The sequence below is a fragment of the Streptomyces sp. B5E4 genome (assembly GCF_039871555.1).
GTDB lineage: Bacteria > Actinomycetota > Actinomycetes > Streptomycetales > Streptomycetaceae > Streptomyces.
In genome coordinates, this window is sequence record NZ_JBDPMI010000012.1 from 109,818 (window position 1) to 122,998 (window position 13,181).

A 13,181-nucleotide genomic window follows, 5' to 3' on the forward strand; every position below is an offset into this window, starting at 1 on the left:
AAGATAGTCTCATGAATAGAAGTAACAGGCAACGACAGAACGTGACGCTTGAGGTCTGTGAGTCGGCCCGCGGTATGCCCCCCCGAGTGTCGGGGTGGCGAGGACCGACGAGGTGAAGGTGGGCGCGAAGTCTCTGGAAGCTGTCTTGATGGACGTCATCCGCTCCGAAGGGCGCGGATGGGGCACGGCGGAGGAGGAGCGGGCAACTCCTGTTGCGAACCGCAATCCTGTCGAGCGGTCGGCACCTGCACGCAACCGACATGCGAGGACGCCGGCCCCGGAACTCTGTTAACCCATGTATCGGCGAACCTGGGTGGATGGTCCGGTCGCGGGAACGCTGCTGGGCCTTGTTTTCAGGCCCCTTGTGTCTCCGCCATGGTCGTGGCGGGATGGGTTGCCTACCACTCCGCCACGGCAGGCAGAGTGAGCACTGCGAATGCGCGTTTGGCTTGTGTGCCTGCTTCCTCATACGGTCCTCGCATCGGAAGCTCGACAGGCCCAACCCGGAGGAGTCGCCATGCAGTTGACGCACGATGAACAAGCCGGTCTTGTCACCCGAACCCAGATCGCGCAGCGCGCGGGCGTGAGGCGCCCGGCCGTGTCGAACTGGGCCCGGCGGCACAAGGACTTTCCCACACCTGTGCGCTCCGGTGACACGGAGCTCTTCCACGAGGCCGAGATCGCGCGGTGGCTGATGAACCGCATCATTCCGCAATCGCAGCTGCGCGACGGGGAGCAGGCGGGAACCACCTATGCCGACCGATTCCGCCGGACCAGCGCTGACCGGCCGTCCGCGGAGCCGAAAGCCGCGGGGAGCCACGCTCAACGCATCGGGATCCAGGACAGGAACGCCGTCGATCAGCTGATGGGCCGACTCGCAGACCGGGTCCGAGGCCCGGCGACGATGGCGGACTTCGTGAATCTCTGTCTCATCGTGATGTACGTACGACATGCGGAACCGGAGCGGTGGCGCCGCATCGAGGACTGCATGTCGGCAGGTCAAGGGGCCCGGGATGTGCAGTCGCTGCTCCGTTCCCTCGGCGGCATGGCCCAGGACACGCTGCGCCGGAACGGCGACCGCACCGACATGCGCAGCAGCTTGCTGCAACTGGAACCGAGGAGCTGGGACGACCTCACCTCGGCCGTACGGACGGTGGCAGGCACAGGCGTTGGCGCGTTCCAGCTCGTGTGGGAGTCGTTCAGCGCCCGGGAAGGGCTGCAGAGCTCGGAGTTCTGCAGCCCGGTGGGCCTGGCCTCGTTGTCCGCGGCACTCGTTCTGACCCCGGGGCAGAAGACCACGGTGCTCGACCCCTACATGAGAGGCGGAGAGATGCTGGCGGCTGCGTACCGGCACACCGGAGACGCGACCGTGTACGGGGAGACCCTCGACGGCCGGCTGCAAGCGGTCGCGAGTCTGTACCTTCTCCACCTCGGCGTACGGCCGAAGCTGACCAGCACCCGGTCCGACCGATGGCCACCGAGTCACGAGCACGGAGTGGACGTGGTGCTGACGAACCCTCCGTTCAACATGAGCGACGCGCCCGGCCCCGGGCGCCGGACGGGAAACTGGCCCTACGGAGCACCGCCGCAGGGCAATGACAATTTCGCCTGGGTGCAGTACGCCCTTGGCGCGCTGGTACCCGGCGGTCGCGCAGTGGTGGTCATGCCGGTCAAGGCGGGCAACTCGGTAAACACCGCCGAGAGCGAGATCCGCGGCGCCCTTGTCCGTGGAGGGGCTGTGGAGTGCGTCATCACGGTGCCATCCCATCTGTTCTCCGCGACGCCCGTGCCGGTTTCCCTGTGGGTGCTGCGACGAGCAGAGCATCCGGTGAGGGAAGGCATCCTGTTTGTCGACGCCCAGGAGTTGGGGACAAAGGTCCGGCGCCGGCGCGTACTGCACGACACGGATCGCGACGCGATCACGGCTGTGGTCCGCCCGTGGCTCGACGGAGAGCGGTACCCGGACGGCGAGTACGCGGCGCGTGCGGCCGAGCGAGGCTTCTCGGCTGTCGTTGTGGCCCGCGCAGTTGTTGCCGGCGAGGGGTGTTCACTCCGCCCCGCTGACCACCTGGGGAGCGGGAAGTACGGCACTGCTCCGGTGCAGGCCCAGTTGCACGAAGCCGCCGCGGCGGCGGCGGAGCAGACGGACGTGCTCCGCCTGCTGGAGCAGCGGGCGAGGGAAACGGGGTACAGCTACCGCACGGGTTCGGGGCCCGGCGGCTGGAACGAGGCAGTGCTCGATGACCTGTGTGAGATCCAACCCGGTCCGTCGTACACCCGCCTGCCGGCAGAGACACGCACGGCAGACGCCGGTGTTCCGCTTGTCTTCCCGCGGGATCTCGGCGCAGGGAAGATCGTGGACGATCCCCGGAACCGCGTGCCGTGGGAGACGGCCGAGCGCTTCAAGACGTTCGAGTTGCTCCCGAACGACATCGTCTGCGTGCGCACGGGCGCGCAACAACAACCAGCGCTGGTTTCCGGTTCGCAGGCTGGATGGCTGCTCAGCTCGAACGTGATGCGTCTGCGCGTACGCCCGGAGGCTGAGATCGACCCCCTGTACCTCCACGCTTACCTGGGCCTCAGGTACGCGCGTGAGTGGATGTCCCACCGTGCCGCGGCCACGGCGGCCCCCTCGTTGAGCTCTGCGGCTCTGAAGCACCTTCCCGTGCGCTTTCCGTCGATCGGGCAGCAGCGGCGGAGCGTGGATCTTCTCGGGGGGATTGGCCGACGCGCCGATGCATACGCCTCGCACGTCTCGGCACTTGGTCGGCTGCGGGCCGAACTCGCCGAACACCTGCTGCACGGGTCGGTCGAGCCGCTGTGACGGCCTGCCGCCGTTGACTTCCCCTACCCGTCCTTCCCTTTTCTCACCCATGACCCTCGAAAGGATCGAGTCCATGCCCGAATCGACATGCCGTTCCGGACGTACGTGGCAGCTGTGGCTGGCGCTGTACGTTGCCTGCTCCATGGTGGTCGGCCTCGTCGTGAGCCATGTGGTACTCAGGTCGGGCGTTGGCACCGCTGATGTCGTTCTGGCAGGGGGAGGCGGCTTCGCGACTTCCTTCGCCCTGTGCCTCGCACTGCCCGCGGCCGTGCGCGAACTCAAACGACAGAACTGATCCGGACCGGCTTCGGCAGCGGTTCGCGGTCGAGGGCTCCGCAGACGTCGCGGGCCTTGAGGGGGCTGGTGGCTCGTTGGCGACGGCGAGGATGCGGGGGTAGTCCGAGTGCTCGGGCAGGTCCGGCGAGTCGGCCCGGGCGGGGATCCGGCGGCGAGGCCGTGACGGTTTTCCAGGTGATCGCCAGGTGTTCGAGATGGATCTCGACCTCCCCCAGCCGGGCCTGGAGTTCGGCGATCTGGGTGCGGCGAGTGGGGCATGCGGAGGGCATGACGGTCCGCAACAGGTCTGGACAATAAGCAAGGCCCAGGTTTCTGACCTGGGCCTTCTGTTTGGAGCGGGCGACGGGAATCGAACCCGCGCTCTGAGCTTGGGAAGCTCATGTTCTACCATTAAACTACGCCCGCGTAGAGCGCCCCCATGGGCGCTTCGCTCTCACTCTACCGTATGTGCGCCCCCCGGCGAGGTCGTCGGGGGGCTGCTGGTGTGGTGGGGTGGATGTGCGGGGTGGGGGCGGGAGTTGGGGTTACGGTGGGTGGGGGGTGGCGTGGGGCGTGGGGTGGTTGGTCCCGTAGTGTGGCTTTTGTTGCGTTACGGGGAAGGAGCCTGATGCAGACCACCGTCGTCCGATGTGCCGAGGGGCACGTCTTCAGTACCGCCTCGCTCCCGATGCAGAACGTCGGCGCCGCCCGGCGGATCGGGTCCGGTGGGCTCGTGCGGTGTCCGCGGTGTGCGCGGCTGCGGAACGTCGTGCCGGTGGGCAAGGGCGAGGGGCGGTAGCGCGCCGGGCAGCCGGTAGGGTCGGGGCGTGCTGCTCTCTGACAAGGACATCCGGACCGAAGTCGACGCCGGGCGGGTACGGATCGAGCCCTTCGACGACGGGATGATCCAGCCGTCCAGCGTGGACGTACGCCTCGACCGCTACTTCCGGGTGTTCGAGAACCACCGCTATCCCCACATCGACCCCGCCGTCGAACAGAGCGATCTCACGCGGCTCGTGGAGCCCGAGGGCGACGAGTGCTTCATCCTGCACCCCGGGGAGTTCGTGCTGGCCTCCACGTACGAGGTCATCTCCCTGCCCGACGACATCGCCTCCCGGCTCGAAGGCAAGTCCAGCCTCGGGCGGCTCGGGCTGCTCACGCACTCCACCGCCGGGTTCATCGACCCCGGATTCAGCGGGCACGTGACGCTGGAGCTCTCCAACGTCGCCACGCTGCCCATCAAGCTCTGGCCGGGCATGAAGATCGGGCAGCTCTGCATGTTCCGGCTCAGCTCACCCGCAGAGCACCCCTACGGATCCGCCAAGTACGGCTCCCGGTACCAGGGGCAGCGCGGGCCCACGCCTTCCCGGTCGTACCAGAACTTCCACCGGACCGTGATCTGAGGGGCCCGCGTCAGAGCGTGCCCAGTTTGAACAGCGCCAGCAGCGCCACCAGCTGAATCGAGCACGCCCCCAGCGCCCGCGGCCACGGCAGGTCGTGCGACTTGCTCACCATCGACGTCAGCAGCACGCCCGCCGCCAGCCACGTCAGCCAGCCCACGCCCTGCGCGAACGTGTGCTCGCCGCCGATGAACATCGCGACCAGCAGCCGCGGCGCGTCCGTGAGCGCCACGACCAGCATCGCCAGCCCCACTGTCGGCGCCAGCGCGCCGGCGCCGCCCATCTGGCGGGCGAGGGTGTGCGTGACCGTGCCCATCACCAGGCCGCTGAGCGTGACGGCGACGCCGGTGGCGACGACCCACGGGATGCTGGCCGAGATCGTGGAGTTGAGCACCTCGTCGCGCGCCTGCTCCAGGCCGAAGACGGCGAGCAGGCCGTAGAGGAAGCTGACCGTCAGCGCGGGGCCCCACATGCTGTGGTCGCGCATCTGCCAGAACGTGCGGCTGGAGTGGAAGACGATCCCGCTGAGCAGGTCCTTCCAGTGCAGCCGCGGGCCTACGGGCGGGGCCGCCGCCTCGCCGGCGCGGTAGACGTGGCCGTCGTGGTACGGGCCGTAGTCGTCCGGCACCCCGCTGACGCCGTACGGCTGGGTGTTGCCGGGGCGGTCGGCGGCGTACGGGTCGTGGCCGCCGCCGTAGTACTCGGGCCCCGGGCCGTGGCTGCCGCGGGGCTGCTGCCACTGGCCGCCGTACGGCTGCCCATGCCCCTGCCCGTGCGGCGGCGGACCGCCGTACTGCGGGCCGCCGTAAGGCGGGGGGCCGCCCTGCGGCGGGCCCTGCGGCCGTCCCTGCTGCCGACTGCCGTGGGCCTCGCGTCCCCGGCCCCTTCTGAATCCTGCCACGCGATCGAACGTACCTGGTCTTGCCCGCCGAGGTCACCGGGGCCCGGGAATACGGGGGATGTTTGTGGCCAAGACGGTACTTCCCGTAGGGGATCCGCCCTACTGGCTCCGGGGGCGGTGGGGCGGATGGGGCTCGTAGGACGCGGGTGCCCGCGCGTGGGGCAGCGCGCGGGCTCGTGCCCGGGCACGAAGCCAGGGCCCGGCCGGGGGAGGTCCGGGCCCTGGCAGTCTCTGCGGCGGCGCCACAGCAGCGCTACGGCGGCGCTGTGGCGCTGTGGCGCGGGCGCTACGGCGGCGGCTGTCCGCCGGCGGCCCTGCGGCGTCGCCGTCCCTGCGGCGGCGCCGCGTCCTCAGCCCGCGAACTCCGCCCCGTACCCCGGGCGCCCCGCCGTCGGCATCCCCACGGACGACGGGTAGACCGAAACCGCCCCGTCCGCCGCCACCCCGCCCGCGTCGGAGCGCAGGGCGTAGACGGCGCCGTTGCCGGCGTTCTCGCCCGCGGTGCCGGCCGTCAGGTCGCCGAAGCCGTCGCCGTTGAGGTCGGCGAGGAGGAGCGCGGTGCCGAAGCGGTCGCGGGTCTCGTTGGTGCCGGGGACGCCCGGGGCGTTCTGGTGGACCAGCGTGGCGCCCGCGGTGCCGAAGCCCGAGCCGTCCGCCGCGCCCCGGAGGACCGCGACGGTGCCGGCGGACTCGACGCCGCCGAGGGTCTCGTTCGCCGCGGCGACGGCCAGGTCCAGGTGCCCGTCGCCGTCGACGTCGCCGAGGGCCAGCTCGCCGCCGAAGGAGTCGCCCTGCTCCGCCGTCCCGGGGACGCCGGGGCTGGCCTGGCTGAGGACGGTGGTGCCCAGGGGGCCGTGGACCGAGCCGCGAACGATGCTGACCTTGCCGCCCGGCAGGGGGTCGGTGGCGGGCCCGCTCTCGTCGGCCTGGCCCGTGACGACGTCGTCGTAGCCGTCGCCGTCGACGTCCCCGATGAGGGTCGAGTCGCCGCCGGGCAGCTGCTTCTCGGGGATGGTCAGGCCCCTTTCGGAGCCCGAGACGTAGGAGGCGGCGTTGCTCTCCCGCCGGGAGCCGTCGACGACGAGGTCGTCCGTGCCGTCGCCGTTGACGTCGCCGGCGGCCAGGTCGTCGGGGCCCCAGATCTTCCCGTCCTGCAGTTGCGCGTCGAACTTGTACTCCCCGCCGTGGTCGCCCTCCGTCCGGCCGAAGCCGCCCTCGAAGACGTCGATGTACGAACTCGAGGAGGCGACGGCGAGGTCCGTCGCGCCGTCGCCGTTGAAGTCCCCGGCCGCCAGCCCGCGCCCGAAGAGGTCATGCTCGGACGGGCGCGGGTCGGGCAGCGTGGTGCCGCCGGCGAGACCGTTCGGCCCGCCCCACAGCAGCTGGACCGTGCCGCCGTAGACGTCGCCGCCGACCTTCTCGCCGGGGGCGGCGACCGCGAGGTCGGTGAAGCCGTCCCCGTCGAAGTCCCCGGCGGCGGTCCAGCCGCCCCAGCCGTCGCCGTCCTCGGCGGTGCCGGGGACGCCGGCGCTGTGCTGGCTGAGCCGCTTGGCGCGGCTGCCGGAGATGCCGGCCTCCGTGCCGTCGTTCTGTATGCCGTAATGGGCGACGACCTGGCCGGCGCCCCTTACACCGGCGACAGAGGCGCCGGGCGCGGAGACCGCGACGTCCCGCGCCCCGTCCCCGTTGAAGTCGACCATCGCGCCCGGGGGTTCGGCCGCCGGGGCGCCGGAGCCGGCGACGACGACCAGCCCGCCCGTGAGGGCGGCGACGGCCGCGGTGGCCAGTGCGGTACGGAGTCGGTGAGGCATGCGGCAGCTCCCGGGCGCGCGGTCGGCGATGGCGATCAGAAGACCCCGTACCGCGGCCAAAGGTTGTAGGAATACGGCTAGTTGGTTCGTACAGTGACAGAAGGTGTCATTCCGCCTGCGGAGACGGCGGCAAGGGGGCTACTCCGCGATCGTCTCCGGGAACCGCGCGTTCGCCCCGTTCGCGCCCACGGACGCCCCGCTGAAGTTCCACGACCCGTCCGCCGTCAGCCCGCCGCTACGGGCCTGCAGCACCCACGCGAACCCCTGCCCCGCGTTCTCGCCCGGCGCGCCCGCGATCAGACCGGACCGGCCGTCGCGGTTGGGGTCGATCAGCCGGACGTCGGAGCCGAAGAGGTCGCCGGCCTCGGCGGTGCCCGGGATCCCGGCGGTGTCCTGGTTGAAGTGCTGCACCCCGCTCGTGGTCAGCCCGCCGGCCGAGCCGCGCAGCAGCCAGACGGCGCCGGCCCCGGCGTCGGTGCCGATCGCCTCACCCTCGGCGCCGACCGCCAGGTCCGGGTAGCCGTCGCCGTCCACGTCGCCGAGTGAGACGTCGCTGCCGAAGCGGTCCTCCACCTCGTACGCCCCGGGGACGCCCCCGCTGCCCTGCTGCCACACCTCGGGCTGCCCCGCCCCGGGCCCGCCGGCGGAGCCGTACCAGACCTGGACGGCGCCGCCCGACAGCTCGTACTCGCCGTGCTCCAGCTCCGAGGGGTCGCCGATCGCGAGGTCGTCCGCGCCGTCCTTGTCGATGTCGCCGGCGACCCCGACGGGCCCGCCGGCGAACTCCGTGCGCGTATAGCCCTCCGGGCCGCCGCCCTTGAGGTAGAGGGAGTGGCCCCCCAGGTACTCCAGGTACCACTTCTTGCCGGTGACCACGAGGTCGTCGGCGCCGTCGCCCTCGAAGTCGCCGCCGACCAGGCCGGTGGGCGTGAAGTCCTGCGGGAAGTCGGTGAAGGGGTGGCTCGCCCGCGCGCGCTCAGGGGTACGGGCCGCGCCCCAGCCCCCGTACAGCTCCAGGTGGTCCTTCGACAGGATCGCCAGCGCCGTCGACCCGTCGTGGAACCAGTCGCCCGCGGCCAGGCCCGTCGCGTAGGCGTTGCCCTCGATCGCCGAGGCGGGGCGCATGTCCTGCGCGCCGCTGCCGGACAGCCCGCCGGAGGAGCCGTACAGGATGATCGTGCGACCGGTGTCCGCGACGCCGTCGAGGTCTTCGCCGGTGACGCCGACGGCGAGGTCGGCGTACCCGTCGCGGTCGAAGTCGGCGGAGGCGAGGGTGGCGCCGAAGGCGTCCCCGGCCTCGGAGGTGCCGGGGACGCCGGCGGTGGACTGGCTGACGACCTTGCGCTTGGCGGTGTCGAGCCCGCCGGCCGAGCCGTAGAGCACGGCGACGTACCCGGCGCGCGTGACGCCGTCCACGGTGCCGGAGGGGGCGGCCACCACCAGGTCGGGGTAGCCGTCGCCGTTGAAGTCGTCGTGGAACTTCGCGGGCGCCGCGGCCGAGGCCTCGGCGGGCGCCGCCGCGGCCGGTCCGGCGCCGCCCGCGGGGGCGGCGCCGGCGACGACGGCCAGAGAGGCCGCTAAGGCGGTGGCGGTCGTGGGTGTACGGCGGCTGCGTGGCATGTCGGGCTCCTGAACGTCGAGGCGGATCGGTGCGGTCACTCAGTGGGCCTCTCACCCTGTGAGACACCTGACGTTCACCCGGGGTTGTACGAACTACCGCCCTTCGTACGGCTCATACGGCTTTCCACGAACTTGTTGTGCAATGAACCTAGTTCGCGGGATTCATCCGGTCACTCCTGGCCCATCAGGTAATGGCCCAGGCCCCCGCCCGCGAAGCCCGTGCCGAACCGGGCCCCGCCCGCACCGCCGGGACCCTCGAAGTTGTCCGGGCTGAACGCCACGGAACCCGAAGCCGTCAGCCCGCCCGCGGCGCCGCGCAGCGACCAGATCGCGCCCGTGCCGTTCTCCTCCGGCGCGCCCACCGCCAGCTCCGCCCGGCCGTCGCGCGTGACGTCCCCGAACGCCAGCGCCGCGCCGAACCGGTCCCCGGTCTCCGCCACGCCCTTCACACCGGGCGTGTCCTGGTGGAACGCCTGCGCGCCCGGGGCCTTCAGCCCACCGGAGCCGCCCTTGAGCAGCACCACGGAACCCGCCGACTGCTTGCTGCCGATGGCCTCGTACGGCACGCCCACGGCGAGGTCGGCGAAGCCGTCGCCGTTCGCGTCGCCCGCCGCGAGCCGGGCGCCGAACTGGTCGCCGCGCTCGCCGGTGCCGGGCACGCCCGCGGTGTCCTGGGTGAAGGCCGAACTCCGGTTCGTGTCCGGGCCGTTCTCCGTGCCGTAGACGACCCTGACCTTGCCCTCGCCGTACGGCAGGTCCTCGACGCTCGCGCCGACCTTGCGGTACGCCAGATCGCCCTTGCCGTCGCCGTCGAAGTCGCCGATCGCCGGCGAGCTGCCGTTGGGCAGCGCGGCGTCGGTCCGCGTCAGCCCGTCGGGGCCGCCCTTCCAGAACCAGCCGCCCTCGGCGTTGCCCTGGAAACTGAAGAACGCCACGAGGTCGTCGGCGCCGTCGCCCGTGACGTCGCCCACGGCGACGCCGTCGAGGCTGTCCTCGGGCTTCATCTCGACGAGCGCGCTCTCGCGCGCGGGGGCGCCGGCGCGGGTGAACGGGCCGTAGAGGACGGTGTACGCCTCGGCGCTGTCGCTGCGGGTGCTGGGCACCAGCAGGTCGCCCTTGCGGTCGCCGTCGAAGTCGCCGCCGTGCAGGTCGCGGGCGAGGCCCCCGCCGCCGGGCACCTGGGCGCGGGCCGCGCCGGCGCCGGTCAGGCCGCCCTCGCGGCCCCACAGGACGGTGACGGAGCCGGCCGCGTCGCCGTCCTCGGCGCGGGCGGTGACGGCGAGGTCGGTCAGGCCGTCGCCGTCGAGGTCGCGGGCGACGAGCCGGTCGCCGAAGCGGTCGTCCGCCGCGGGGCTGCCGGGGACGCCGGCGGTGTGCTGGCTGAGGACGGTGGAGGCGGGGGCGGCGACGCCGTCCGCGGAGCCGTAGCTGACGAGGACGTAGCCGGCCTCGGCGTGGCCCGCGACCTTGCCGCCGGGGGCGCCGGTGGCGAGGTCGTTGTAGCCGTCGCCGTCGAAGTCGGCCCGTACGGCACGGGCGTCTGCGGCAGCGGCGGCGCCGGAGGCGGCGGAAGCGGCGCCGGCCGAGACCGTACGCGCCGCCGCGCCCCGGTCCTCCGCCCCCGCCACCGGGGCGGTGACGGCCGCCGTGCCGGCGGTGGCGAGGCAGGCGGTTAAGGCGGCGAGGGTGCGGATGTGCATGGGGGGTCCTTCCGGTGACGGTCTGACGGGCGGGTTGCGTTCACTCCCGCGTCATACGACACACTCCGCCCGGCGATGGTTGTACCAACCCATGCGCGGGTACCCGCGCGTGACGCGCCACGGCCGGCCCCGTGTGGCTCACGGGGCCGGCCGCCGTGGGGGGTTGCCTGTGGCGTCCCGCCTGTGTCGCATCTGCCGCACGCCGTACGGCCGTTCTCGCCGTCCTACGTCGCCGGCTGCGGCTCCGGTTCGCTCTCCGGCGCCTCGGTGCCGTCCCCCGGCGGCTCTTCCGCCGGCGTCCTCACCGAGTCCAGCAAGAGCTGTGCCACGTCCACGACGGCCAGCGACTCCTTCGCCGTTCCCGCGTTCTTCTTGCCGTTTACGGAGTCCGTAAGCATCACGAGGCAGAAAGGGCACGCCGTGGAAAGAATGTCCGGATTCAGCGACAGCGCCTCGTCCACGCGCTCGTCGTTGATCCGCTTGCCGATGCGCTCCTCCATCCACATGCGCGCACCGCCCGCGCCGCAGCAGAAGCCGCGCTCCTTGTGCCGGTGCATCTCCTCGTTCCGTACGCCCGGGACCTTGGCGATGATCTCGCGCGGCGGCGTGTAGACCTTGTTGTGCCGGCCCAGGTAGCAGGGGTCGTGGTACGTGATGATCCCCTCGACCGGCGTCACCGGGACGAGCCTGCCCTCGTCCACCAGGTGCTGGAGCAACTGCGTGTGGTGGACGACCTCGTAGTGGCCGCCGAGCTGCGGGTACTCGTTGGCGATGGTGTTGAAGCAGTGCGGGCAGGTGGCGACGATCTTCTTCTTCGCCTTCTCGACCGTCACCCCTTCGTCCTCGCCGAAGGCCGTGTTGAGCATCGCGACGTTCTCCTCGCCCAGTTGCTGGAAGAGGAACTCGTTGCCCAGCCGCCGCGGCGAGTCACCGGTGCACTTCTCGTCGCCGCCCATGATCGCGAACTTCACCCCGGCGATGTGCAGCAGCTCTGCGAACGCCTTGGTGGTCTTCTTCGCCCGGTCCTCCAGCGCGCCCGCGCAGCCGACCCAGTACAGGTAGTCGACCTCGGAGAGGTCCTCGACGTCCCTGCCGACGACCGGGATCTCGATGCCCGTGTCCGCGGCCAGCTCCTTGGTCCACTCCAGCCGCTGCTTCTTGGCCAGCCCCCAGGGGTTGCCCTTCTTCTCCAGGTTCTTCAGCATCGTGCCCGCCTCGGACGGGAACGAGCTCTCGATCATCACCTGGTAGCGGCGCATGTCGACGATGTGGTCGACGTGCTCGATGTCGACGGGGCACTGCTCGACGCACGCCCCGCAGGTGGTGCAGGACCACAGCACGTCGGGATCGATGACGCCCTGCTCCGCCGCGGTGCCGATCAGCGCGCGCTCCGCCTCGGCGAGCGCGTCTGCCGGCACGTCGGCGAGCTGTTCCGCGGTGGCCTTCTCCTCGCCCTCGGCCGACTTGCCGCCGCCGGCGAGCAGGTACGGGGCCTTGGCGGCGGCGTGCTCGCGCAGCGACATGACGAGCAGCTTGGGCGACAGCGGCTTGCCGGTGTTCCAGGCCGGGCACTGCGACTGGCAGCGGCCGCACTCCGTACAGGTGGAGAAGTCGAGGATGCCCTTCCAGGAGAAGTGCTCGACCTGGCTGACGCCGAAGACTGTCTCCTCGCCGTCCTCGTCGTCGAAGACGGTCTCGAAGTCGATCGGCTTGCCGCCGGAGACCATCGGCTGGAGCGCGCCGAGGGCCACCGCGCCGTCGGCGTTGCGCTTGAACCAGATGTTGGGGAAGGCGAGGAAGCGGTGCCAGGCCACGCCCATGGTGGTGTGGAGGCCGAGGACGAGCGCCCAGACGAACGAGACCGAGATCTTGATCATCGCGACGAGGTAGACGAGGTTCTGTACGGCGCCGGTGCTCAGCCCGTCGACCGCGGCGGTGATCGGGTACGACGCGAAGTAGGCGGCCTCGTAACCGCCGACGTGGTGCAGCGAGCCCTCCAGCCCGCGCAGCACGAGGATGCAGACGCCGATGGCGAGGATGACGTACTCGACGAAGTACGCCTGCCACATCGTCGAGCCCGTGAAGCGCGACTTGCGGCCGGCCTTCGACGGCAGGCTGAGCTGCCGGATCACGATGAGCGTGAGGATGCCGAGCGTGGTCATCAGCGCGATGAACTCCACGTACAGCTCGTACGGGAGCCAGGAGCCGATCACCGGCAGCAGCCAGTCGGCGACGAACAACTGGCCGAAGGCGTTGACGAGGGTCAGCACCAGGGTGAGGAAGCCGATGGCGACGAACCAGTGGGCGAAGCCGATGACGCCCCAGCGGTTCATCCGGGTGTGGCCGAGGAACTCCCTGGCCAGGGTGACGCTGCGCGCGACCGGATCGTCCGTGCGGCTGCCGTCGGGGATGGGCGTGCCGAGCCGGATGAAGCCGATGATCTGCCCGATGGCCCGTGCGAAGAGCGCGGTGCCGACCGCGGTGATCACCAGCGATACGACGATGGCGGCGAGCTGCATGGAGGGCTCCTCGGCCAGTCTGCTCTGCGTGTCTGCTCTGAACTGCTGTGTGCGTGCTGCGGGTGTGCTGCGTGTGCGTGCTGCGTACGTGCCGCTACCGGCTGCCCTGTACTCGGCCTACCCAGCTACT

Annotated in this window: 9 protein-coding genes and 1 tRNA gene; 4 read left to right on the top strand and 6 right to left on the bottom strand. The window is 71.3% G+C overall.

Translation table 11 applies throughout. From position 1 onward, the window contains the following. Positions 1–517: 517 nt before the first annotated feature. Entirely contained in the window at positions 518–2,824 is a 2,307-nt protein-coding gene (locus ABGA99_RS17980; RefSeq protein ID WP_347582990.1) for an N-6 DNA methylase, read from the top strand. Between the two features lie 73 nt (positions 2,825–2,897). Next, positions 2,898–3,119 carry a hypothetical protein gene (locus tag ABGA99_RS17985; protein ID WP_347582991.1) on the top strand — a complete coding sequence of 74 codons (222 nt, stop codon included), beginning with the start codon at positions 2,898–2,900 and terminating at the stop codon, positions 3,117–3,119. Positions 3,120–3,452: 333 nt separating this feature from the next. Here ABGA99_RS17985 and ABGA99_RS17990 read toward each other — a convergent pair. Further along, a tRNA-Gly gene (locus tag ABGA99_RS17990) sits at positions 3,453–3,526 on the bottom strand. A 202-nt stretch (positions 3,527–3,728) separates the two neighbouring features. Between ABGA99_RS17990 and ABGA99_RS17995 the strand changes: the two genes are divergently transcribed. Next, on the top strand, positions 3,729–3,899 hold the full coding sequence (locus tag ABGA99_RS17995) for a hypothetical protein (RefSeq protein WP_347578182.1): 171 nt from the start codon (positions 3,729–3,731) through the stop codon (positions 3,897–3,899). 28 nt (positions 3,900–3,927) lie between these two features. Next, positions 3,928–4,503 carry a dCTP deaminase gene (gene dcd / locus ABGA99_RS18000; protein WP_347582992.1) on the top strand — a complete coding sequence of 192 codons (576 nt, stop codon included), beginning with the start codon at positions 3,928–3,930 and terminating at the stop codon, positions 4,501–4,503. Positions 4,504–4,513: 10 nt separating this feature from the next. Here dcd and ABGA99_RS18005 read toward each other — a convergent pair whose 3' ends face one another. The 5 genes from ABGA99_RS18005 to ABGA99_RS18025 form a co-directional block, all read right to left on the bottom strand. After that, the gene (locus tag ABGA99_RS18005) at positions 4,514–5,401 is read right to left on the bottom strand and encodes a Yip1 family protein (RefSeq protein ID WP_347582993.1); all 888 of its coding nucleotides are present in this window, start codon (positions 5,399–5,401) and stop codon (positions 4,514–4,516) included. 350 nt (positions 5,402–5,751) lie between these two features. Beyond that, the gene (locus tag ABGA99_RS18010) at positions 5,752–7,212 is read right to left on the bottom strand and encodes an FG-GAP and VCBS repeat-containing protein (protein WP_347582994.1); all 1,461 of its coding nucleotides are present in this window, start codon (positions 7,210–7,212) and stop codon (positions 5,752–5,754) included. A gap of 138 nt (positions 7,213–7,350) precedes the next feature. Next, on the bottom strand, positions 7,351–8,832 hold the full coding sequence (locus ABGA99_RS18015; RefSeq protein WP_347582995.1) for an FG-GAP and VCBS repeat-containing protein: 1,482 nt from the start codon (positions 8,830–8,832) through the stop codon (positions 7,351–7,353). A 170-nt stretch (positions 8,833–9,002) separates the two neighbouring features. Beyond that, on the bottom strand, positions 9,003–10,532 hold the full coding sequence (locus tag ABGA99_RS18020; protein WP_347578187.1) for an FG-GAP and VCBS repeat-containing protein: 1,530 nt from the start codon (positions 10,530–10,532) through the stop codon (positions 9,003–9,005). A gap of 224 nt (positions 10,533–10,756) precedes the next feature. Then, positions 10,757–13,051 carry a (Fe-S)-binding protein gene (locus ABGA99_RS18025; protein ID WP_347582996.1) on the bottom strand — a complete coding sequence of 765 codons (2,295 nt, stop codon included), beginning with the start codon at positions 13,049–13,051 and terminating at the stop codon, positions 10,757–10,759. Positions 13,052–13,181: the final 130 nt, after the last annotated feature.